Source organism: Streptomyces sp. BPTC-684 (assembly GCF_030028635.1).
Lineage (GTDB): Bacteria > Actinomycetota > Actinomycetes > Streptomycetales > Streptomycetaceae > Streptomyces > Streptomyces noboritoensis.
The window spans coordinates 4,306,019-4,329,470 of the sequence record NZ_CP124863.1; the positions used below are offsets into that span (position 1 = coordinate 4,306,019).

Here is a 23,452-nt window from a genome sequence, read left to right on the forward strand (position 1 = left end):
CTGCTTAGCGAGCCGCGCTGATCAGTCCCGACCGATGAAGAGAGCCGGTCGGAATCGGCGCGGCGTCCCCTCCTGTGCGAGGGGCTTTTTCGTTTGGTGAATGTCGCAGCCGCTGGCAGAGACGATCGATGGAGCTTTAAGGATCATGAGCGAGACGAACCCCGCTGCCGCAGAGCCGGTAGCGCCGCACCGCTACACGGCCGCCATGGCCGCCGACATCGAGGCACGCTGGCAGGACTTCTGGGACGCCGACGGCACCTACGCGGCGCCGAACCCCAGCGGTGACCTGGCCGGGGACCCCGCGGTCGTCGCACGGCCCAAGAAGTTCATCATGGACATGTTCCCGTACCCCTCGGGCGCGGGACTGCACGTCGGCCACCCGCTGGGCTACATCGCCACGGACGTCTTCGCCCGTCACCAGCGCATGACCGGCCACAACGTGCTGCACACGCTGGGCTTCGACGCCTTCGGCCTGCCGGCCGAGCAGTACGCGGTGCAGACCGGCACGCACCCTCGGACCTCCACCGAGGCCAACATGGAGAACATGAAGGCGCAGCTGCGCCGACTGGGCCTGGGCCACGACAAGCGCCGCTCCTTCGCGACGATCGACCCGGACTACTACAAGTGGACCCAGTGGATCTTCGTCCAGATCTTCAACTCCTGGTACGACGCCGAGGCGAAGAAGGCCCGCCCGATCTCCGAGCTGGTCGCCCAGTTCGAGAGCGGTGAGCGCCAGGCTCCCACTACGCGCGCGTGGAGCGAGCTGAGCGCCGCCGAGCGCGCCGAGGTCCTGGGCGGCTACCGCCTGGCGTACGCCTCGGACGCGCCGGTCAACTGGTGCCCGGGCCTGGGCACCGTACTGGCCAACGAGGAGGTCACCGCCGACGGGCGCTCCGAGCGCGGCAACTTCCCCGTCTTCAAGGCGAAGCTGCGCCAGTGGAACATGCGCATCACCGCCTACGCCGACCGCCTGCTGGACGACCTGGACGGGCTGGACTGGCCCGAGGCCATCAAGCTGCAGCAGCGCAACTGGATCGGCCGCTCCGAGGGCGCGCGCGTGGACTTCGCGGTGGGCTCCGAAGGCGACGCGATCACCGTCTTCACCACCCGCCAGGACACCCTGTTCGGCGCCACCTACATGGTGCTGGCGCCCGAGCACGAGCTGGTCGACTCGATCGTCCCGGCCGCCTGGCCGGAGGGCACCCACGAGGTGTGGACCGGCGGGCACGCCACCCCCGCCGAGGCCGTCGCCAAGTACCGCGCCTTCGCCGCGTCCAAGTCCGACGTGGAGCGCCAGGCCGACGCCAAGGAGAAGACCGGCGTCTTCACCGGCGCGTACGCGGTCAACCCGGTCAGCGGCGACCAGGTCCCCGTCTTCATCGCGGACTACGTCCTGATGGGCTACGGCACCGGCGCGATCATGGCCGTCCCGGCGCACGACACCCGTGACTTCGCCTTCGCGCGCGCCTTCGAGCTGCCGATGCGCTGTGTCGTCGAGCCGTCGGACGACCGCGGCACCGACGCCTCGACCTGGGACGACGCGTTCGCCTCGTACGACGCCAAGCTGGTCAACTCGGCGGGCGCCGAGATCTCCCTGGACGGCCTGGGCGTCGTCGAGGCCAAGGCGAAGATCACCGACTGGCTGGCCGAGCGCGGCATCGGCGAGGGCACGGTCAACTTCCGGCTGCGCGACTGGCTGTTCAGCCGCCAGCGCTACTGGGGCGAGCCCTTCCCGATCGTCTACGACCAGGACGGCGTCGCCCACTCGCTGCCCGAGTCGATGCTGCCGCTGGAGCTGCCCGAGGTCGAGGACTACTCGCCGCGCACGTTCGACCCGGACGACGCGGACACCTCGCCGGAGACCCCGCTGTCGCGCAACGAGGACTGGGTCAACGTCACCCTGGACCTGGGCGACGGCCCCAAGCAGTACCGCCGCGAGACCAACACCATGCCCAACTGGGCCGGTTCCTGCTGGTACGAGCTGCGCTACCTGGACCCGCACAACAGCGAGAAGCTGGTCGACCCGGCCATCGAGCAGTACTGGATGGGCCCGCGCGAGGGCCAGCCGCACGGCGGTGTCGACCTGTACGTCGGCGGCGCCGAGCACGCCGTGCTGCACCTGCTGTACGCGCGCTTCTGGTCCAAGGTCCTGTTCGACCTGGGACATGTCTCGTCGGCCGAGCCGTTCCACAAGCTGTACAACCAGGGCATGATCCAGGCGTACGTGTACCGGGACAGCCGCGGCTTCCCGGTCGCGGCCGCCGAGGTCGAGGAGCGCGACGGCAAGTTCTTCTTCGAGGGCGAGCCCGTCAAGCGCGAGCTGGGCAAGATGGGCAAGTCCCTGAAGAACGCGGTCACTCCGGACGAGATCTGCGCCGAGTACGGCGCGGACACCCTGCGCCTGTACGAGATGGCGATGGGCCCGCTGGACGTGTCGCGGCCGTGGGACACGCGCGCGGTGGTCGGCCAGTACCGCCTGCTGCAGCGGCTGTGGCGCAACATCGTCGACGAGACGACCGGCGAGGCCACGGTCACCGACGCCGAGCCGGACGAGGCGACCCTGCGCGCCCTGCACAAGGCGATCGACGGCGCCGGCGGCGACCTGGCGGAGATGCGCTTCAACACCGCCATCGCCAAGATCACCGAGCTGAACAACCACCTGACCAAGGCGGGCGGCACGCTGCCGCGCTCGGTCGCGGAGCCGCTGGTGCTGCTGGTGGCGTCGCTGGCCCCGCACATCGCCGAGGAGCTGTGGCGCAAGCTGGGCCACCAGGACTCGGTCGTCCACCAGGACTTCCCGGTCGCCGACCCCGCGTACGTCGTGGACGAGACCGTGACCTGCGTCGTGCAGATCAAGGGCAAGGTCAAGGCGCGCCTGGAGATCCCGCCGACCATCTCCGACGAGGAGCTGGAGAAGCTGGCCCTGGCCGACGAGGCGGTCGTCGCGGCGCTGGGCGGCGCCGGGATCCGCAAGGTCATCGTGCGGGCGCCGAAGCTGGTGAACATCGTTCCCGCGTGACGCTTCGCGTGTGACGGATCCCGCGCGACGGTTCCGGCATGACGGTCCCCGCGTGACGGGCGAGCGGTAGTGGGGGGTTTCCCCTACGGGCAGGTTGGGGGTTCCACGGGAACCACCAGCCTGCCCGTTCCGTTTACGGTGGAGGGAAGCCGACCGACATCGAGGGGACGTTCATGGAAGCCGCGATCGCGATCCTGGCGCTGACGTTCGTCGCCTTCGTCGTGCTGGGCGTGTACCTGACGGTGAAGGCGGTCGGCGCCGCCAGGCGAGGAGTGGAGCGTACGGTCACGCAGGCCCGCAAGGCCGTCGAGGACACGACGCTCCGGGCCAAGAGCATGGGCCAGGTCGGTGTGGCTGGCGAGCTCGCACAGCTGCGGCTCTCGCTGCGCACCTCGATGCGGGCCACCCAGGACTCGCTGCACGCACGCGTGGAGCAGGACGAGTCCCTGAAGGAGTCGCTGAGCCTCTTCGAGCGGCTGAGCGGCCATGGCCATGAGCTGGACGACGAGCTCAAGCGTCTGGAGCGCGAGCCCGACAAGCTGCGCGTGGGCGAGCGGATGCCGGAGCTGCGCGAGCGTACGGAGCGGATCACGCACGCGGCGGACTCACTGCGCTGGGCGGCCCGCGATCGGGCCCGGCAGTTCGCCGACGACGACCTGGCGGCACTGAGCGCGGAGATCGAGGTCGAGTCGGGGGCGCTGCGGGACTGGGCGACGAAGGGGCCGACCACGGGGGTACCCACGGATGTGCCGGGCGGGATACCCGGATCGGCCTTCGACGCGGCGGCCGGGACGGCGGCGGACGCCCCACAGGCGATCGGCGCGGCGCAGCCCGCGCCCGTGTATCCGTGGCAGAAGGCGGCCAAGCCGGAGACGACGAACTGAGGCATGAGAACGGGGCCGGTGGGAACTGGGCCCGGGGGTTCGTGACGGCCCGCCGTCGCCCGGGCGCGGGCACACGTCCGAACCGGTCAAGGGGGGTCCAAACTGATCATTGGACCGAGGCCGGGCTGCCGTGCGGCGGCCCCGGCGGGTAACCTCCCGCTCATGTCCCGCCATGTCGCGATCGTCACCGATTCAACGGCCTACCTGCCGCCGCAGACGATGGAGCGGCACGGCATCACCGCGGTGCCGCTGACCGTCGTCCTCGGCGACCAGGCGCTGGAGGAGGGCACCGAGATCTCGGCCCGCTCCCTCGCCCTGGCCCTGCAGAAACGCCGCTCCGTGACCACCTCGCGGCCCAGCCCCGAGGTGTTCGCCGCCGCCTATCGGGCCGCGGCCGAAGCCGGTGCCACCGGGATCGTCTCACTGCACCTGTCGGCCGAGTTCTCGGGTACCTACGACGCCGCCGTGCTGGCGGCGAAGAGCGCACCGGTGCCGGTACGGGTGGTGGACACGGGGATGGTCGCGATGGCCCTGGGCTTCTGCGCGCTGGCGGCCGCGGAGGTGGCCGAGGCGGCCGGCACGCTCGACGAGGCGGTGGCCGCGGCCGAGAAGCGCGCGGCGGGCACCTCCGCTTTCTTCTACGTGGACACGCTCGACTATCTGCGCCGGGGCGGCCGGATCGGGGCGGCGCAGGCACTCCTCGGCTCGGCGCTCGCGGTCAAGCCGCTGCTCCAGTTGGAGGGCGGCCGCATCGAGATGCTGGAGAAGGTGCGCACGGCCTCGAAGGCCATCGCCCGGCTGGAGGAGATCGTCGTCGACCGGGCCGGGGCGAGCCGGGTGGACATCGCCGTGCACCACCTCGCCGCGCCCGAGCGCGCGGCGGCGCTCGCGGAACGGCTGCGGGAGCGGGTGCCGGGCCTTGCGGACCTGCATGTCAGCGAGGTCGGCGCGGTGATCGGGGCGCACACGGGGCCCGGGCTGCTGGGCGCGGTGGTCTCGCCGCGCTGAGGTCGGTGGCCGGACGCGAAGTCGGACGCTCGGCTGGTCGGACGCGTGGTCTGTGACGGCCGGATGTGTGGTCTGACGGTCGGACGTGTGGCCCGTCGGCCGGGCCGTTCGTTGGGGGCGGCCGACCGGCGTGAGTTACCCGTACGAGTGACGGAGATATCCACAACCACTGGGTTATCCACGGGAATTGGGCCTGCTCAGCGAGGTCGGCCGGAGCTGCCTACCGTCGTGGCATGGCTATCCGATCACCACGCATCGCAACGAGCGGGCCGGGCCGAGCACCGGGTTCGGACGGCCGTGCCCGCCATGGTCACGGTCGTCGCACACGCGGTGCCCAGGTCCGGGCCTCCGCCGGAACGGCCGCGCGGCGGCGGGCGGAGGCGCTGCTCCCGGCGCCCTCGCCGGCCGATTCACGCGCCCTGGCCCCCGGGGCCGCGCCGACTGGTCCGCCCGCGTCCCCGCCGCCCGCGCCTCCACCCGCGCCTCCGCAGTCAGTTCCGCCAGATCCGCCACCTACGCCAGATCGACCAAGTCCGCCCGCGCCCGCCCCGACGCCGTCAGCGGAGCCAACTCCGGCCACTGGCGGCGGCTTTCCAGGCGTACGGGAGCGGGTCTGGGCGGCGCTGCGGGAGCGGCTGCCCGTGTGGGTGCAGGTGCGGTGCGGGCTCACGCCGAGGAGTCTGGCCGCGCTGAGCGTGGTGCTGATCGTGGCCGTGGGGTTCGCCGTGCAGCACTTCTGGGCGGGGCGGCCCGAGCCCGTGCGCGCCCCGGAAAGGGTGACGGGACCGGCGCCTCCCGTTCGCGCGGTGAGCTCCGGTCCGGGGCCGACGCCGAGCCCGGTGACCGTGGCCGGGGTGACCGTGGCTGGGGTGAGTGGGGCACCCAGGCCGTCTCCGAGCGGGGGCATCGTGGTCGACGTCAGCGGCAAGGTGCGGCGACCGGGGATCCACCGGCTACCGCAGGGGTCCAGGGTCGCGGACGCGCTGGCTGCGGCAGGTGGGGTACGGGACGGGGTGGATGTCACCGGACTCAACCGGGCGCGGGTGCTCATGGACGGCGAGCAGGTGGTCGTGGGCGTGCCCGGTGCGGTGCCGGGCGGCGCCGCACCGGTGGCAGGCGGTGGAGGGAGCGCCGGGGCCGGCGGGGCGCCGGTCAGTCTGAGCTCCGCCACGGTGGATCAGCTGGACGGCCTGCCGGGGGTGGGGCCCGTGCTCGCCCAGCACATCGTCGACTACCGCACCCAGCACGGCGGATTCCGGTCCGTCGACGAGTTGCGGGAGGTCAACGGGATCGGTGACCGCCGGTTCGAGGACCTCCGCCCCCTGGTGCGGCCATGAACCGCCCCGGAGTCCACGTCGAGTCCGGCAATCCGCTAGGCGCCGCCAACCCCCACCAGGAGGGCCCGCCGGACCTCCGCCTGGTCCCGCCCGCGATCGGCGCCTGGGCTGCTGCCGCGGTGGCGCTCAATGCCCCTGCGGGGTGGGTGATTTGGGGGATCGTGGCGTTCCTGGTGGTGGCAGGGGTATTGCTGGGGCCGACGATCCGGCGCTGGGGGAGCGGAGTGGGAGGCAGGGCCGGTCCACGGGGCGGGGGCGGACCCGCACCACCTGCGGCCGCGGCGCACTGGGCCGGACCCGCGCCAACTGTGGCCGCGGAGCAGAGGGCTGGACCCGCACCGCCCCTGTCCGCGGCGCATCGGGCCGCCGGGTCCTGGTGGGCGAACCGGGTTGCCGTCGCCGCCGTACTGCTGTGCGCGGCCGCCGGGGCCACCGCGAGCATGCTGCACGTCGCTGAGGGGCAGCGGGGGCCGGTTCCCGGGCTTGCGCGGCAATACGCGCACGCCACCGTCGACTTGACCCTGACCTCCGACCCGAGGCCGGTCCGGGCGCGGGCGGCGTGGGGCGGGCGGTCGGTGGTGATCCAGGCGGTGGTCACCCGGGTCGTCGGACCGGACGGCGGCGCCAGCCGGGTGCGGACGCCGGTCCTGGTGACCGCCCCGGAGTCGTGGCAGGGTCTGCTGCCCTCGACGCGGGTGCGCGTGTCCACCCGGCTCGCGCCACCGAGGCCGGACGACAAGTGGGCGGCCGCCGTGGTGCGGGTGCCCGGGAGGGTGGCGCCGCAGGTCGTGGGGGAGCCGACCGCCCTGCAGCGTACGGCGGGTGGGCTGCGGGCCGGGTTGCGGGAGGCGGCCGACGGGCTCAGCCCGGACGCCCGGGCGCTGCTGCCGGGGCTGGTCGTCGGGGACACCTCGCGGGTCACGCCCGAGCTGCGGGACGCCTTCGAGGAGACCGACCTCACGCATCTGATGGCGGTGTCGGGCAGCAACCTGGTGATCGTCCTGGTGCTGCTGATCGGACCGCCCGGCCGGGCCTCGCTGGCCGAGCGGGGCGGTCTGGCCCCGCGCCTCGGCATCTCGCTGCGGGCGACGGCGCTGCTCGGCGGGATGATCACCGTGGCGTTCGTGGTGGTGTGCCGGCCGGAGCCGAGCGTGCTGCGCGCGGCGGCCTGCGGACTCGTCACGCTGCTCGCCATCGCCACGGGCCGCCGCAGATCGCTGATTCCGGCGCTGGCCGCCGCCGTACTGGTCCTGGTGCTGTACGCACCGGAGCTGGCGGGGAGTTACGGGTTCCTCCTCTCCGTCCTGGCCACGGGGGCGCTGCTCACGATCGCCCCGGGGTGGAGTGAGGCGCTGCGGCGGCGCGGGGTGCCGGGCGGGCTCGCGGAGGTGCTGGCGGCGGCGGGTGCGGCGCAGGCGGTGTGCGCGCCGGTGGTGGCGGTGTTCGCGGCGCGGGTGAGTCTGGTGGCCGTCCCGTGCAACCTGCTGGCGGAGCTGGCGGTGGCCCCGGCCACGGTGCTGGGGTTCGCGGCGCTGGCCGTGGCGCCGGTCGCGATGCCGGTCGCCGAGCTGCTGGCGTGGTGTGCGGGCCGGCCGACGGGGTGGATCGCGGACATCGCCCGGACCGGGGCGGCACTGCCGGGGGCGCAGACGGGATGGCCGGGCGGCTGGGGCGGTGGGGCCCTGCTCGCCGGAGTCACCGTCGGCGCGGTGTTCCTGGCCAGACGGCTGCCCCGCCATCCGTGGGTGGCCGCCGGGTGCGCGGTGCTCCTGCTGCTCGTGGTGGTGCGGCCCGCGCCGCTGACCAGGGTCGTCACCGGCTGGCCGCCGCCGGGCTGGGCGTTCGCGATGTGCGATGTCGGGCAGGGCGACGCCACGGTGCTGGCGGCGGGGGAGGGAACGGCGGTGGTGGTCGACGCGGGGCCCGACCCCGTTCCGGCGGACCGGTGCCTCAGGGCCCTGGGTGTCACCCGGATCCCGCTGCTCCTGCTCACCCACTTCCACGCCGACCATGTGGCCGGTCTTGCCGGGGTGTTGCGGGGGCGGGCCGTCGGGGTGATCGAGACGGCGACGTTCGAAGAGCCGCCGGAACAGGCCCGGTTCGTACGGAGGACCGCGGCCGAGGCGGGGGTGCCGGTCGTCCCGGTGGAGCCGGGGGAGCGGCGTGCGGTGGGCGGCCTCACCTGGCAGGCGCTGTGGCCGCTGCCTCCGCCGACGGTCACGCCGGACGGGCCGAACGACGCCAGCGTCACGCTGCTCGTCCGGGCCGGAGGGCTGACCCTGCTGCTCCCCGGCGACCTCGAACCGCCCGCCCAGCAGGCCCTGTTGCGGGCCCGTCCCGAGCTGCCGCCGGTGGACGTCCTCAAGGTCGCCCACCACGGCTCGGCCCACCAGGACCCGGCCCTGCTGCGTGCGATCCGGCCCCGGCTGGCGCTGATCTCGGCGGGGAGGGGCAACCCGTACGGCCACCCGGCGCCCGCCACGGTGTCCCTGCTCGCCGCGTCCGGGGCGCGGGTGCTGCGTACGGACACGGACGGCGCGATCGCGGTGACGGGGAGGGGGAGCGGGGCGGGGAGCGGGCTGATGGCGGTGCCGCTGGGGCGCGGGCCATGAGGACGGGTGGGGGAGGGTGGGGCCCGGGCCGCAGCGTGGGAGTTCGGTCGTGCCCCGGCATGGCGTGCCCCTGTGGGAGGGGATCCCGTGGTCGGCCGTGCGGTGTAACCCGGGGTAGCAATTCGGGCCTCTCCGGACAGTGTTGCTCAACACGTCACATGGGTCTCGTTTGCCTCGAACGGGTCAACAGTGATCGAATGCATCTTCGTCAAGGGCCGCAAGTCCTGCCGTGACGAGGATGTCCTGGCCGTGCGCGGTCCGGAAGTTCCTTCTCGCACGGGAGTGTGTGCACCGTGTTCAGCCGCTGGCCCGGCAGGCGTTCGACCGACTCTTCCCGTACGGCCGGTACGGCTCGTACTGGCCGTGCGGCCCGTACGGTCCGGAGCGGCCCTCTCGCGGCGGTCGCCGTTCCGCCGACGGCCGGGGTGCTCAGCTGCCGGGTCCTGGACCCGGTCAGCGAGCCGGTCCGGCAGGCCGAGTTCGTGGTCAGCGACAGCGCGGGCCGCAAGGTCCTCGCGGGGGAGACCGATCCGTACGGCAGTGTCATGGCGACGGTGCCGGCGGGGGAGTACCGGCTGGCGGTGACGGCGGAGGGGTACACGCCGTTCCACAGCAACGCCGTGGTGGCGGAGAGCACGCTCGCCGGGCTGGGTGACGTCAAGCTCCAGCTCGCGGAGCCGCCCGCGCTGCCCGAGCCGGGCGAGTGGGAGCTCGACCCGATGCACTCCCAGATCGGCTTCACCGCACGGCACATCGGGCTGGCGCGGATTCACGGGCGGTTCAACACGTTCGCCGGGGTCATCCGGATCGGGGAGCGGATGGAGGAGTCCGCGATGCACGTCGTCATCGACGCGGCGTCCATCGACACCGGTGTCCGGATGCGCGACGACCATCTGCGGTCCGGGGACTTCCTGGACGTGGAGCGCTGCCCGACGCTGGAGTTCTACAGCGACCGGTTCGTGCACCGGGGCGGCAGCCGCTGGGCGGTCATCGGCGGGCTGACGCTGCACGGGGTGAGCCGTACGGTCACGCTGGACACGCAGTACCTCGGCCTCGGTACGGGGCTGGAGGGCGAGACGCGGGCGGCCTGCCGGGCGACGACGGAGCTGCACCGGGAGGACTTCACGCTGACGTGGCAGACCATGCTGGCGCGGGGGATCGCGGCGATCGGGTCGTCGATCTCCATCGAGATGGACATTCAGGTCCTGCCGAAGGTCGGCTGAGCCGTAGGTCCTGCCCAAGGCGGGGTGAGCCAGCCGCAGGCCGTGCCGGCAGCGGGTGAGCCGGCCGCAGGTCGTGCCCGCCAGCGGGTGAGCCCCGGTCGTGCTCGCGGGGTGCGGGCTGAGCGGGCTACGGGGCCTCCAGCCAGCCCTCGTACTCCTCCGCGAGTTCGTTCAGGGCCGCCGGGTCGAGGCGGCGGTCCGGGTCCTCGACGACGACCAGCCACTGGGCGTCCTCAGCGTCGTCCTCGCCGGCCAGGGCGTCGCGTACGAGCTGGGGCTCTTCGGCCAGGCCGAAGCGGGCGGGGAGCTCCTCGGCCACCTCGTCGGCGGCGTCGCGGTCGGGCAGCACCAGTACGTGTCGGGTCACATCGCTCACCTGGACATTCTCCGGTACGGGGAGGGGTGAGGGGGAACGGCCCCCGGGCGGCTGCCTTCGACTTCCGAGGGCTTCCGGGGGCTTCCGGGGGGGCGTCGCGGGCTGCCAGGGGCGCTGGCAGTGGGGTCCTGTCAGTGGCGCGTGGGATGCTGGACAGCGATGGCCACCAGGAAGAATTCCACCGACGATCCGCTCGCCCCGCTCACGCTCGCCGTGGGCCAGGAGGACCTGCTGCTCGACCGCGCCGTGCAGCAGGTGGTGGCGGCCGCACGGGCCGCCGACGCCGACACCGATGTGCGCGACCTCGCCTCCGACCAGCTCCAGCCCGGCACGCTGGCCGAGCTGACCAGCCCTTCGCTGTTCGCCGAGCGCAAGGTCGTGGTCGTACGGAACGCGCAGGATCTGTCGGCGGACACGATCAAGGACGTGAAGGCGTATCTCGACGCGCCCGCCGAGGAGATCACGCTCGTGCTGCTGCACGCGGGCGGGGCCAAGGGCAAGGGGCTGCTCGACGCGGCGCGCAAGGCGGGGGCGCGGGAGGTGGCGTGCCCCAAGACGACGAAGCCGGCGGAGCGGCTGACGTTCGTGCGGTCGGAGTTCCGGGCGCTGGGGCGTTCGGCCACGCCCGAGGCGTGCCAGGCGCTGGTCGACTCGATCGGCAGCGATCTGCGGGAGCTCGCCTCGGCGGTGTCGCAGCTGTGCGCGGACGTGGCGGGCACGATCGACGAGGCGGTCGTCGGGCGCTACTACACCGGGCGGGCGGAGGCATCGAGCTTCACGGTCGCGGACCGGGCGGTGGAGGGCCGGGCGGCGGAGGCGCTGGAGGCGCTGCGGTGGTCGCTGTCGACCGGGGTGGCGCCGGTGATGATCACGAGTGCGCTGGCTCAGGGGGTGCGGGCGATCGGGAAGCTGTCGTCGGCCCGGGGCGGGCGGCCCGCCGATCTCGCCCGGGAGCTGGGGATGCCGCCGTGGAAGATCGACCGGGTGCGGCAGCAGATGCGGGGGTGGACGCCGGATGGGGTTGCTTTCGCCCTGCGGGCGGTGGCTGAGGCCGATGCCGGGGTGAAGGGCGGGGGGGACGATCCCGAGTACGCGCTGGAGAAGGCGGTTGTGGCTGTGGCGCGGGCGGCTCGGGCGCGGCGCTGAGCCCCTCCCCGCCCCTTCCCTAAACCCTCCGGGGGTGGGGTGGAGGTGGTTTCCCGGGGGCTGCGCCCCCGGGACCCCGTGCTCGGGGACTCCGCCCCCTGCACCCCTGGCGGGGCCTGCGGCCCCTGCACCCCGCTTCTGGGCTGCGCCCCGGCCCGTTCGTCTGCACCCCGCTCACTGGGCTCCGCCCGGCCCCGTTCGTCTGCGGGCTGGCTGTGGCTGGTCGCGCAGTTCCCCGCGCCCCTGGAGGGGCGGGGCCCGTGGCCCCTGCACCCCCGTGAAGCCCCGCCCCCCCAACACAAAACCCCGCCCCCGCCCAGCCGGACGGAAACGGGGTCTTGCTCAAGCTGTTCAGCTGTTCAAGCTGTTCGCCGCACCCGCGTGGCGAACGCAGGCCGCGTGCGGCGGTGGTGCAGGTACCGGTCGGGAGCGGAAGAGAGGGCCCGCTGGGTCCCTACCGGTGGTGTATCAAGTGGTCAGCCACTAAGAGACCGGCCGGACAGAATTAGGCAGCCTTGAGGACGGCAACCTTGGTGGCCAGCGCCGACTTCTTGTTGGCGGCGGCGTTCTTGTGGATGACGCCCTTGCTGACGGCCTTGTCCAGCTTCTTGGAGGCGGTGCGGACAGCCGTGTCGGCCGCCTCGACGTCGCCGGCCAGGACAGCCTCGCGGGCCTTGCGGATCGCGGTCTTGACCTCGGACTTGACGGCCTTGTTACGCAGGCGCGCCTTCTCGTTGGTCTTGTTCCGCTTGATCTGGGACTTGATGTTCGCCACGAAAGAGCCTTTTCAGGTTCGATGTATCAGATGGTTGTGACACTCGCCGCTGAGAGGGCGGACGAGGCACAGCTGCCCAGGTTACCAGCCGTCCACCTGGCGGCCCAAACCGAGCGCAGTCCCGTTCCCATGGGACGATAGGGGCTACGTATCGATCCGACATCGCCCGAGACGAGACGCCCCGCGTCTCAAGAATCAGGACCCTGCGTGCCCGCGACGCCTCACAACGTGCCCGAGCCGAGCCGTACCGACCCGGCTCTGATCCGCAATTTCTGCATCATCGCGCACATCGACCACGGCAAGTCGACCCTTGCCGACCGGATGCTCCAGCTGACCGGTGTGGTCGATCAGCGGCAGATGCGCGCCCAGTACCTCGACCGCATGGACATCGAGCGTGAGCGTGGCATCACGATCAAGTCTCAGGCCGTTCGTCTGCCGTGGGCTCCCAGCGAGGGGCCGGACCAGGGCCGGACACACATCCTGAACATGATCGACACCCCCGGGCACGTGGACTTCACGTACGAGGTGTCGCGATCGCTCGCCGCCTGCGAGGGGACCGTCCTCCTCGTCGACGCCGCCCAGGGGATCGAGGCCCAGACCCTGGCGAATCTGTACCTCGCCATGGAGAACGACCTCACCATCGTTCCCGTGCTCAACAAGATCGACCTTCCCGCCGCGCAGCCCGAGAAGTTCGCCGAGGAGCTGGCCAACCTCATCGGGTGCCAGCCCGAGGACGTGCTGAAGGTCTCCGCCAAGACCGGTATCGGCGTGGACGCGCTGCTCGACCGCGTGGTGCGCGATGTGCCCGCGCCCGTCGGCGTGGCCGACGCGCCCGCCCGCGCGATGATCTTCGACTCGGTCTACGACTCGTACCGGGGCGTCGTCACGTACGTCCGTGTCGTCGACGGTCAGCTCAACAAGCGCGAGCGGATCCGGATGATGTCCACCGGCGCCACCCACGAGCTCCTGGAGATCGGCACCAACTCGCCCGAGATGCTGCCCGCCGACGGGCTGGGTGTCGGTGAAGTGGGATACCTCATCACCGGTGTGAAGGACGTCCGGCAGTCCAAGGTCGGTGACACCATCACCTCCCTGCACCAGGGCGCCACCGAGGCGCTCGGCGGGTACAAGGACCCGAAGCCGATGGTCTTCTCGGGTCTGTATCCGCTGGACGGGTCGGACTACCCGGACCTGCGCGAGGCCCTCGACAAGCTCCAGCTCAACGATGCCGCGCTCGTCTACGAGCCGGAGACCTCCGCCGCGCTGGGCTTCGGCTTCCGCGTCGGCTTCCTCGGGCTGCTGCACCTCGACGTCATCCGCGAGCGGCTGGAGCGCGAGTTCGGGCTCGACCTGATCGCCACCGCGCCGAACGTCGTCTACCGGGTCGTTCTCGAAGACGGCAAGGAAGTCACCGTCACCAATCCGAGTGAGTTCCCCGAGGGGAAGATCTCGGAGGTGTACGAGCCGGTCGTGCGCGCCACGATCCTCGCGCCCAGCGAGTTCATCGGCTCGATCATGGAGCTCTGCCAGACCCGGCGCGGCACCCTGCTCGGCATGGACTACCTCTCCGAGGACCGCGTCGAGATCCGCTACACGCTGCCGCTCGCCGAGATCGTCTTCGACTTCTTCGACCAGCTGAAGTCCAAGACCCGGGGCTACGCCTCGCTCGACTACGAGCCCACCGGCGAGCAGTCCGCCAGCCTCGTCAAGGTCGACATCCTGCTGCACGGCGACAAGGTCGACGCCTTCTCCGCCGTCTGCCACAAGGACGCGGCGTACGCGTACGGCGTGCGGCTCGTCGCCAAGCTGCGCGAGCTCATCCCCCGGCAGGCCTTCGAGGTGCCGGTCCAGGCCGCGATCGGCTCCCGGGTGATCGCCCGCGAGACCATCCGCGCCATCCGCAAGGACGTCCTCGCCAAGTGCTACGGCGGTGACATCTCCCGTAAGCGGAAGCTGCTCGAGAAGCAGAAGGAAGGCAAGAAGCGGATGAAGATGGTCGGTTCCGTGGAGGTTCCGCAGGAGGCCTTCATCGCGGTGCTGTCCAGCGACGACTCTGCGAGCAAGAAGAAGTGACCGGCGAGTAGCCCCCTGTGCCACGACGGACCCCCGCTCTTCGGAGTGGGGGTCCGTTCGTTATGAAACCACCTTCCACTGCCCCTTACGCGGGGGGCGGGAGCGCTTTACTCTGATCACGGCCCGATGGTTACTCGCCAGTTAAACAAGAAGCAGCCGCAGCCCTGCCGCAGGCCAGCCCGGAGGACGTCGTGAGCGACACACAGACCTTGATCGAGAACCGGCCACCGTCCGTGGCGGCCCTCTTCGTCCAGCGGGTGGAAGCCACCCCGGACCTGGAGGCCTATCGCCATCCGGTCCCGGCCGCCGGCGGCCAGGGTCCTGACGAGTGGAAGTCGCTGAGCTGGGGGCAGGCCGCCGAGCGGGTCTACGCGATCGCCGCCGGGCTCGCCGATCTCGGCGTGACCTCCGAGCAGCGCGTCGCGCTCTCCTCCTCCACCCGCATCGAGTGGATCCTCGCGGACCTCGGCGTGATGTGCGCGGGCGGCGCGACCACCACCATCTACCCGCAGACCAACGCCGAGGAGTCGGCGTACATCCTGGGCGACTCCGAGAGCCGGGTGCTCTTCGCGGAGAACGCGGCCCAGCTGGCCAAGGCGCGCGAGCGCCGCGCCGAGCTGCCGGAGCTCCAGCACGTCGTGGTCTTCGACGCGGCGGGCGCCGAGCCGATCGAGGGCGACCCCGAGGGCTGGGTGCTCACCCTCGCCGAGCTGGAGGCGCGCGGCGCCGCCTATCTGGAGAAGAACCCGGACGCGATCAAGGAGCGGATCGCGGCCATCACCTCCACCCAGCTCGCCACGCTGATCTACACCTCGGGCACGACCGGCCGCCCCAAGGGCGTACGGCTGCCGCAGGACAACTGGTCGTACATGGCGAAGGCCATCGCGGCGACCGGGCTGATCAGCGGCGAGGACGTGCAGTACCTGTGGCTGCCGCTCGCGCACGTCTTCGGCAAGGTGCTGACCTCCGGGCAGATCGAAGTCGGGCATGTGACGGCCGTCGACGGCCGGGTCGACAAGATCATCGAGAATCTGCCGGTCGTCCAGCCGACGTACATGGCGTCCGTGCCCCGGATCTTCGAGAAGGTCTACAACGGGGTCGCCGCCAAGGCGCGGGAGGCCGGCGGCGCCAAGTACAAGATCTTCCAGTGGGCGGCCGAGGTGGCCCGGGAGTACGCCAAGGTCAGCCAGGACAACTTCCGGCGCACCGGCAAGGCTTCGGTGCCGTTCGGCCTCGGCGCCAAGCACAAGGTCGCGGACGCGCTGGTGTACGCGAAGATCCGCGAGGCCTTCGGCGGGCGGCTGCGCGCCGCCGTCTCGGGCTCGGCCGCGCTGGCGCCCGAGATCGGCTTCTTCTTCGCGGGCGCCGGGATCCACATCCTGGAGGGGTACGGGCTCACCGAGACCAGCGCCGCCTCCTTCGTGAACCCGGGCGAGGCCTACCGCACGGGCACGGTCGGCAAGCCGCTGCCCGGCCTTGAGGTGCGCATCGCCGACGACGGCGAGATCCTGCTGCGCGGCCCCGGCATCATGGAGGGCTACCACAAGCTGCCCGAGAAGACGGCCGAAGTCCTGGAGTCCGACGGGTGGTTCCACACCGGGGACATCGGCGAGCTCTCGCCCGACGGCTATCTGCGGATCACCGACCGCAAGAAGGACCTGATCAAGACGTCCGGCGGCAAGTACATCGCGCCGGCCGAGGTCGAGGGCCAGTTCAAGGCGGTCTGCCCGTTCGTCTCCAACATCCTGGTGCTCGGCGCCGACCGGAACTTCTGCACCGCGCTGATCGCCCTCGACGAGCCCGCGATCCTGGGCTGGGCCAAGGACCACGGGGTCAGCGGCTCGTACGCCGAAGTGGTCGCCGACCAGGAGACCGTGGCGCTGATCGAGGGCTATGTGAAGCGCCTGAACGAGGGCCTTCAGCGCTGGCAGACCATCAAGCAGTTCCGGCTGCTGCCGCGCGACCTCGACGTGGAGCACGGCGAGCTGACGCCCAGCCTCAAGCTGAAGCGGCCGGTCGTGGAGCGCCAGTACAAGGAGCTCATCGACGGCATGTACTCGGGCGCCAAGGAGGCGTAGCCGGTACGGTCCGGGGCGCGCCGGGGACCGGCTGGGGGTACGGGGGTTATCCCCCGGGAGAATGCAGCTCGGGGGCCAAGGAGGCGTAGCCGGTACGGTCCGGGGTGCGGACGAAGCCGCCCGCGCCCCCGAACGCGCTCAGCCGCGCCCCCTTCTCATGTCCCGGATGATCTCCTCCAGGGTCATCAGCTGGTGGTGCAGGTCGCTCGCCCCGGCCAGGCAGCCGCGCGCCAGCTCCGCCTCGATCTCCGCCAGCCGCTCCGCGATCTCGCCGAGCTGCTTCTGCTCGCGCGCCAGCAGCCGCTCCAGCTGGCGGTTCTTGCGGTGCAGCTCCAGGAACACGTTCACCTTGGCGCGCAACACCCAGGGGTCGAACGGCTTGGTGAGGAAGTCCGCCGCGCCCGTGGCGTACCCCCGGAACGCATAGCCGCTGTCGCCGTCGTTGCCGGTCAGGAAGATGATCGGCACGTCCTTCGTCTGGTCGAGCCGCTTGATGTTGGACGCCGTCTCGAAGCCGTCCATCCCCGGCATCCTTACGTCGAGCAGCACCACCGCGAACGTCTGCCGCAGCAGTGCCTTCATCGCCTCCTCGCCCGAACGCGCCCGTACCAGCGGCTCGTTGAGCGACCCCAGGACGGCCTCCAGCGCGATCAGGTTGTCCTCCATGTCGTCGACGAGGAGGATGCTCGCCCGTTCGTCGGGCGGTGCCGCTGTGCTCATCGTGTCGCCTTACGTGGTCGGCGGAGAGGCGGCGGGCTCCCCGGCGCCGCTCGACTGCTCCGGTACGGACGCGCTCCCCGGCCCCGAGCCCCCGTCGCCCTCCGGGTCGAGCAGGGCGCAGACCACGGTGAGCAGCCGGTCCACGTCGACGGGCTTGGGCACGTATTCGTTGGCGCCCCGGGCGATCGACTTCTCGCGGTCGCCGGGCATCGCCTTCGCGGTGAGGGCGACGATCGGCAGATCGGTCCACAGGGGGCTGCGGCGGATGGCCTCGATCGTCTCGTACCCGTCCATCTCCGGCATCATGATGTCCATCAGGATCAGCTCGACCTCCGGGTTGCGCTCCAGGGTCTCGATGCCCTCGCGGCCGTTCTCCGCGTACAGCACGGGCATGCCGACGCGGCCGAGCACATGGGTGAGCGCGAAGACGTTCCGGATGTCGTCGTCGACGATCAACACCCGCCGCCCCGGCAGCACTTGGCCCGCCCGGCCCTCCTTCCACTCCTCCAGTTTGGTGCTGGTCGGCCAGTCGTCGTCCTGGTCGGGCAGCAGCACGTGCTCGGAGGAGAGCGGCTCGGCCGGGTCGGCGTCGAGCTCCGGGGGCTGGTCGAAGTCGCCCGTCACATGGCCGGGGTAGAGCACCGGCACGTACAGCGTGAAGGTGGAGCCGCGGCCCGGCTCGCTCTCGGCGATGATCCGGCCACCGAGCAGGCCCGCGATCTCGCGGCTGATGGAGAGGCCGAGGCCGGTGCCGCCGTACTTGCGGTTGGTCGTCCCGTCGGCCTGCTGGAACGCCTCGAAGATCACCGGGAGTTTCTCCGGTGCGATGCCGATGCCCGTGTCGGTGACCGCGAAGGCGATCAGGTCGTCCGCGCCGCCCAGCACCCCGTCGTCCGGGTCCTTGATCCGGCTGACGCGGAGTTCGACGCGGCCGGTGGAGGTGAACTTGATCGCGTTGGAGAGGAGGTTGCGCAGGATCTGCTGGAGCCGCTGCTCGTCCGAGTACATCTCGCGCGGCACGTCCTCGCCCACCGCGACCTCGAAGGCGAGGTCCCGGTCGAGGGTGATCGGGCGGAAGGTGGCGTGGACGTAGTCGAGCACCTTGATGAGCGGCAGCTTCTTGGGCCGTACGTCCATCCGGCCGGCCTCGATCTTCGACAGGTCCAGGATGTCGTTGATCAGCTGGAGCAGGTCGGAGCCGGAGCGGTGGATCGTGGTGGCGAACTGGACCTCCTGGTCGGAGAGGTGGTCGTCCGGGTTGTCGGAGAGCAGCCGGGCCAGGATGAGCAGCGAGTTGAGCGGGGTGCGCAGCTCGTGCGACATGTTCGCCAGGAACTCCGACTTGTACTGGGAGCTGGTCGCCAGCAGCGCGGCCTTCTCCTCCAGCTCGGCGTTGGAGCGCTGCAACTCGGCCTGCTGGCGCTGGAGTTCGTCGGAGCGCTCCTGGAGCTGGATGGCGAGCCGCTGGGACTCGCTGAGCAGCGACTCGGTACGGGAGTTGGCGATGATGGTGTTGATCGCGACGCCGATGGTGTTCACGAACTGGTCGAAGAACGCCAGGTGGACGTCGGAGAAGCGGGAGAAGGAGGCCAGTTCGATCACGCCGAGGAGCTTGTCCTCGAAGAGGATCGGGATGATCACGACACTGGCCGGGGACGCCTCGCCGAGACCCGAGCTGATCTTGATGTAGTCGGGCGGCGCCTCCTCGAACAGGATCCGCTTCTTCTCCAGGGCCGCCTGGCGGACCAGACCGTGGCCGGGCATGCCGGTGGTGTCGACGGTCGCGCCCTGCGCCGAGCCGTACCCCGCGATGAAGGCGAGCCCCTTGGTCGTCGACGTCGTACGCGACGGGGTGCCCTCGTTGTCCGGGTCGGCCAGGAAGAACGCGCCGTACTGCGCGTTCACCAGCGGCGTCAGCTCGCGCAGGATCAGGTCGGCGACCTCCATCAGGTCGCGGTGGCCCTGCATCAGACCCGCGAGGCGGGCCAGGTTCGACTCCAGCCAGTCCTTGGCGCGGGTCGTCTCGCGCAGGTTGGACACCATCAGGTTGATGTTGTCCTTGAGCTCGGAGACCTCGCCCCGGGTCTCCACGGTGATCGAGCGGGACATGTCGCCCTGGGCCACCGCCGAGGCGACCTCCGCGATCGCGCGGACCTGGGTGGTGAGGTTGAGGGCGAGCTCGTTGACGTTGGTGGTCAGGCGCTTCCACGTGCCGTACACGCCCTCGACCCGGGCCTGGCCGCCCAGCTGGCCCTCCGAGCCGACCTCGCGGGCGACCCGGGTGACCTCGGAGGAGAACGAGGAGAGCGTGTCGACCATGGTGTTGATGGTGGTCTTCAGCTCCAGGATCTCGCCGCGCGCGTCCACGTCGATCTTCTTGGAGAGGTCGCCCTGGGCCACCGCGGTCGCCACCTGGGCGATGTTGCGGACCTGCGAAGTGAGGTTGTCCGCCATGTAGTTGACGTTGTCGGTGAGGTCCTTCCAGACGCCGGAGACGCCGAGGACCTGGGCGCGCCCGCCGAGCCGTCCGTCCGTGCCGACCTCGCGGGCGACGCGGGTGACCTCGTCCGCGAACGCGCGCAGCTGCTCCACCATCGTGTTGACGGTGTCCTTGAGCTCCATGATCTCGCCGCGCGCGTCGACGGTGATCTTCTTGGACAGGTCGCCGTTGGCGACGGCCGTCGTCACCTGGGCGATGTTGCGGACCTGGGAAGTGAGGTTCGACGCCATGAAGTTGACGTTGTCGGTGAGGTCCTTCCACACCCCGGACACTCCGCGGACCTGCGCCTGGCCGCCGAGGTTGCCTTCCGTGCCGACCTCGCGGGCGACCCGGGTGACCTCGTCGGCGAAGGCGGAGAGCTGGTCGACCATCGTGTTGATGGTCGACTTGAGTTCGAGGATCTCGCCCTTCGCCTCGACGGTGATCTTCTTGCCGAGGTCGCCCTGGGCCACCGCCGTCGAGACGAGCGCGATGTTGCGGACCTGGGAGGTCAGGTTGTCCGCCATGAAGTTGACGTTCTCGGTGAGGTCCTTCCAGACCCCGGAGACGCCCCGGACCTGGGCGCGCCCGCCCAGATTGCCCTCGGTGCCGACTTCGCGGGCGACGCGGGTGACCTCGTCGGCGAAGGCGGAGAGCTGGTCGACCATCGTGTTGATGGTCGACTTCAGCTCCAGGATCTCGCCCTGGGCGTCGACGGTGATCTTCTGGGAGAGGTCGCCGTTGGCGACGGCCGTCGTCACCTGGGCGATGTTGCGGACCTGGGAAGTGAGGTTCGACGCCATGAAGTTGACGTTGTCGGTGAGGTCCTTCCAGACCCCGGAGACGCCCCGGACCTGGGCGCGCCCGCCCAGCTGACCCTCGGTGCCCACCTCGCGGGCGACGCGGGTGACTTCGTCCGCGAACGCGGAGAGCTGGTCGACCATCGTGTTCACGGTGAGCTTCAGTTCGAGCAGCTCGCCGGTCGCCTCGACCGTCACCGTACGGGTCAGATCGCCCCGCGCCACCGCCGTGGTCACCGCGGCGATGTCGCGGACCTGCGCGGTCAGCCGGGAGGCCATGGTGTTGACGGCCTCGGTCACGTCCCGCCAACTGCCGCTCAGGCCCTGCACCTTGGCGCGTCCGCCCAGCCGTCCCTCGGTGCCGACTTCGCGGGCGACCCGGGTCACCTCGCCGGTGAACAGGGAGAGCTGGTCCACCATCTTGTTGACGGCCCGGCCGAGGCGGCGAAGATCGCCGCGCAACTGGCGGTTGCCGTCGTGGAGATCGACCCGCTGGGTCAGATCGCCGCCCGCCACCGCGTCCAGGACGCGCGTGGCGTTCGCCGCCGGTACGACCAGGGCGTCGATCAGTGTGTTCGCGCTCGTCACCCCGGCCTGCCAGGCGCCCTGCCCGGGGCTGGCCGCCAGCCGCTCGTCCAGGCGCCCGTGGCGGACCACCTCGCGGCGCACCCGCAGCAGCTCGTCGGTGAGGTGCTGGTTGCGCACGGCGACCTGGTTGAAGATCGCCGCCAGTTCGGCGGGTATGCCCTCGTGGGTCTCCGGGAGCCGGACCCCGAAGTCGCCGTCGCGCAGCGCGGTCATCGCGGCAAGCAGCGGGCGTAACTCCAGTGCGCGGATCCAGTCTCCGCCCCCGGAAGGCACGGCACTGTCTCTGTTCATCTCGGCCCACTTCGGTGACTCGGCGCTTATGGGCACGCTCAGTCTGTCACTCTGTCGGTGTCATGAGGTGCGCAATGTGAGAACCGATCAGGAGCCGCACCGTGGGGTCCATTCCAACGCAGCGGGAGAGCGTGAACCGCCCACTCCGTCCGGCGCCCTCCCCCGACGCCGCGGAGCGCGGGAGCGGGTCCGCCGCCCGCACCAGTCTGCCCGGCAACCCGCTCGCCCCGTCCGCCGCCCGCCGCTTCGTGCGGGCCGCGCTCGCCGACTGGACGGCCCAGGGGGCGCCCGGCGTGGCCCGGCTCGACGACCGGGCCGTCGACGACGCGGCGATACTCGTCAACGAGCTGGTCACCAACGCCGTGGTGCACGCCGGCACCACCGTCGAGCTGGTCTGCCGCCTGGAGCCGCCCGCCGGGGACGAGCCGGGCGCGGTGGTGATCGAGGTCTCCGACCACCACCCCTCCAGGGTCGTACGCAACGAGCCGCGCGGGGCGCGCGAGCCGGGCGCACCGGAGTACGGGCGGGGGCTGCACCTGGTGGCGGCGCTCGCGGAGTGCTGGGGGATCACCTACCGCACCGGACTGAAGACGGTGTGGGCGCGGCTGCTCCTCGACGTGGACGACGCCTCCCGCTCCGACGGGGACCCGGGCTCCGACGAGCGGCTCCAACGCGGCCTGCGCGCCGCCGAGATACTGGCCACCCCGCCGCGCGGCGCCCCCTCCGGGCCGGACCGCGACTGGGTGAACCGGGGCGCCCTCTCCTTCCTGGCGGAGGCGTCCGACCTGCTGGCGGGCCAGTTCGACGAGGACATGATCGCGGCGCTCGCCGGACAGCTCCTGGTGCCCCGGCTCTGCGACTGGTGCGCGATCTGGCTCGACCCGGAGGCGGGCGGCCCGGTCGGCGAGCCCCGCCTCGCCCGGGTGTGGCACGCCCGCGAGTCCGGGATCGAGGAGCTGCGGGCGGTCCTGGAGAAGGAACCGCCCCGGCTGCCGGAGTCGGCGCGCGGCGGCCCGGTCCCGATGCCGTGGCCGGGCCCGCGGGACGGCGACGACGGGGCGGCGCTGGCGTACCGGATGGTGGCGGGCGGCCGGGCCGTCGGCGTGCTCATGCTGGGGCGGGGCGGGATGGCGCGCATCCCCGACGAGGTCACCGGGCTCGTCGAGGACTTCGTGCGCCGGGTGGCGCTGGCGATCGGCGCCGCGCGCCAGTACACCCGCCAGGTCACCATCAGCCGGGTGCTCCAGCGCGGGCTGCTGCCCGCGAGCGTGGCGGAGATCCCGGGCGTCGACAGCGCGCTGGTCTACCAGCCAAGCGGCGAGGGGGTCGCGGGCGGCGACTTCTACGACCTGTTCCCCGGCGCCGACGGCCGCTGGTGCTTCGCGCTCGGCGACGTCCAGGGCAGCGGCCCCGAGGCGGCGGTCGTCACCGGCCTGGTGCGGCCCTGGCTGCGGCTGCTCGCCCGCGAGGGGTACGCGGTGCACGACGTGCTCGACCGCCTCAACAAGCTGCTCGTCGACGACGGGGTCGAGGCGGCGGAGGCGGCCGCGCGGATGGTCGCGGCGGCCGGCGGCCGCGAGGTGGCCGAGGGCCCGCAGTCGCGCTTCCTCTCCCTCCTGTACGGGGAGCTGGTGCCGGTGCCGCAGGAGCAGGGCGGCGGCGTCGTGTGCACCCTGGCGAGCGCCGGGCACCCGCTGCCGCTGCTGCTGCGGCCCGAGGGGTCGGTACGGGCGGCGGCGGTGCCGCAGGTGCTGATCGGAGTGGTGGAGGGGGCGGCGTACGAGAGCGAGAGCTTCCGGCTCATGCCCGGGGACACCCTGCTGTGCGTCACGGACGGGGTGACCGAGCGCCGCTCGGGGCGGCAGATGTTCGACGACGGCGACGGGCTCGCGACGGTGCTCGCGGGGTGTGTGGGGATGACGGCGACGGGGGTCGCGGAGAGCGTCAAGCGGGCGGTGTACGCGTTCGGCACGACGCCGCCCGAGGACGACCTGGCCCTGCTCGTGCTCCAGGCCCGGTGAGGGCTTGCCCCAAGGTGGCGGA

14 protein-coding genes are annotated in these 23,452 nt (G+C 71.7%); 10 read left to right on the plus strand and 4 right to left on the minus strand.

Annotation, left to right across the window (positions count from 1 at the left end):
• The first annotated feature begins 145 nt into the window (after positions 1-145).
• From leuS to QIY60_RS18970, 6 genes are all read left to right on the plus strand, one after another.
• On the plus strand, positions 146-3,019 hold the full coding sequence (leuS, locus tag QIY60_RS18945; RefSeq protein WP_283143521.1) for a leucine--tRNA ligase: 2,874 nt from the start codon (positions 146-148) through the stop codon (positions 3,017-3,019).
• 173 nt (positions 3,020-3,192) lie between these two features.
• A complete protein-coding gene (locus QIY60_RS18950) occupies positions 3,193-3,903 on the plus strand; it encodes a hypothetical protein (protein WP_283143522.1) in 711 nt (236 codons plus the stop codon).
• Between the two features lie 162 nt (positions 3,904-4,065).
• Positions 4,066-4,911, plus strand: coding sequence for a DegV family protein (locus tag QIY60_RS18955; RefSeq protein WP_283143523.1), 846 nt, complete (start codon positions 4,066-4,068; stop codon positions 4,909-4,911).
• A gap of 641 nt (positions 4,912-5,552) precedes the next feature.
• Positions 5,553-6,248 carry a helix-hairpin-helix domain-containing protein gene (locus tag QIY60_RS32765; RefSeq protein ID WP_349253928.1) on the plus strand — a complete coding sequence of 232 codons (696 nt, stop codon included), beginning with the start codon at positions 5,553-5,555 and terminating at the stop codon, positions 6,246-6,248.
• On the plus strand, positions 6,245-8,860 hold the full coding sequence (locus QIY60_RS18965; protein WP_283143525.1) for a ComEC/Rec2 family competence protein: 2,616 nt from the start codon (positions 6,245-6,247) through the stop codon (positions 8,858-8,860). Before QIY60_RS32765 ends, QIY60_RS18965 begins: the two co-directional genes overlap by 4 nt.
• 425 nt (positions 8,861-9,285) lie before the next feature.
• On the plus strand, positions 9,286-10,083 hold the full coding sequence (locus QIY60_RS18970; RefSeq protein WP_283146001.1) for a YceI family protein: 798 nt from the start codon (positions 9,286-9,288) through the stop codon (positions 10,081-10,083).
• Between the two features lie 127 nt (positions 10,084-10,210).
• Here QIY60_RS18970 and QIY60_RS18975 read toward each other — a convergent pair whose 3' ends face one another.
• Positions 10,211-10,459 carry a hypothetical protein gene (locus QIY60_RS18975; protein WP_283143526.1) on the minus strand — a complete coding sequence of 83 codons (249 nt, stop codon included), beginning with the start codon at positions 10,457-10,459 and terminating at the stop codon, positions 10,211-10,213.
• 159 nt (positions 10,460-10,618) lie between these two features.
• Between QIY60_RS18975 and holA the strand changes: the two genes are divergently transcribed.
• Positions 10,619-11,605 (plus strand): DNA polymerase III subunit delta, encoded by a 987-nt coding sequence (holA, locus tag QIY60_RS18980; protein ID WP_283143527.1) that lies wholly within the window; start codon positions 10,619-10,621, stop codon positions 11,603-11,605.
• Positions 11,606-12,110: 505 nt separating this feature from the next.
• Here holA and rpsT read toward each other — a convergent pair.
• Positions 12,111-12,380 (minus strand): 30S ribosomal protein S20, encoded by a 270-nt coding sequence (gene rpsT / locus QIY60_RS18985; protein ID WP_283143528.1) that lies wholly within the window; start codon positions 12,378-12,380, stop codon positions 12,111-12,113.
• A gap of 207 nt (positions 12,381-12,587) precedes the next feature.
• Here rpsT and lepA point away from each other — a divergent pair, with 207 nt between their 5' ends.
• Positions 12,588-14,453 carry a translation elongation factor 4 gene (gene lepA / locus QIY60_RS18990; protein WP_283143529.1) on the plus strand — a complete coding sequence of 622 codons (1,866 nt, stop codon included), beginning with the start codon at positions 12,588-12,590 and terminating at the stop codon, positions 14,451-14,453.
• Positions 14,454-14,644: 191 nt separating this feature from the next.
• Complete coding sequence (locus QIY60_RS18995) at positions 14,645-16,531, plus strand: long-chain fatty acid--CoA ligase (protein ID WP_283143530.1); 1,887 nt, start codon at positions 14,645-14,647, stop codon at positions 16,529-16,531.
• A gap of 138 nt (positions 16,532-16,669) precedes the next feature.
• On the opposite strand, the gene QIY60_RS19000 is transcribed toward QIY60_RS18995, so the two are convergent.
• Together QIY60_RS19000 and QIY60_RS19005 are read right to left on the minus strand one after the other, a co-directional pair.
• Positions 16,670-17,251 carry a response regulator gene (locus QIY60_RS19000; protein WP_283143531.1) on the minus strand — a complete coding sequence of 194 codons (582 nt, stop codon included), beginning with the start codon at positions 17,249-17,251 and terminating at the stop codon, positions 16,670-16,672.
• Positions 17,252-17,260: 9 nt separating this feature from the next.
• Positions 17,261-21,331, minus strand: a complete 4,071-nt coding sequence (locus QIY60_RS19005) for a HAMP domain-containing protein (RefSeq protein WP_283146002.1) — start codon at positions 21,329-21,331, stop codon at positions 17,261-17,263.
• Between the two features lie 209 nt (positions 21,332-21,540).
• On the opposite strand from QIY60_RS19005, the gene QIY60_RS19010 reads away from it, so the two are divergent.
• A complete protein-coding gene (locus QIY60_RS19010; protein WP_283143532.1) occupies positions 21,541-23,430 on the plus strand; it encodes a SpoIIE family protein phosphatase in 1,890 nt (629 codons plus the stop codon).
• Positions 23,431-23,452: the final 22 nt, after the last annotated feature.

Coding starts and splice junctions, on each gene's coding strand:
- holA (WP_283143527.1), top strand. CDS start 10,619: ATGGCCACCAGGAAGAATTCCACCGACGATCCGCTCGCCCCGCTCACG.
- QIY60_RS19000 (WP_283143531.1), bottom strand. CDS start 17,251: ATGAGCACAGCGGCACCGCCCGACGAACGGGCGAGCATCCTCCTCGTC.
- QIY60_RS19005 (WP_283146002.1), bottom strand. CDS start 21,331: ATGACCGCGCTGCGCGACGGCGACTTCGGGGTCCGGCTCCCGGAGACC.
- QIY60_RS18955 (WP_283143523.1), top strand. CDS start 4,066: ATGTCCCGCCATGTCGCGATCGTCACCGATTCAACGGCCTACCTGCCG.
- QIY60_RS18950 (WP_283143522.1), top strand. CDS start 3,193: ATGGAAGCCGCGATCGCGATCCTGGCGCTGACGTTCGTCGCCTTCGTC.
- QIY60_RS18965 (WP_283143525.1), top strand. CDS start 6,245: ATGAACCGCCCCGGAGTCCACGTCGAGTCCGGCAATCCGCTAGGCGCC.
- leuS (WP_283143521.1), top strand. CDS start 146: ATGAGCGAGACGAACCCCGCTGCCGCAGAGCCGGTAGCGCCGCACCGC.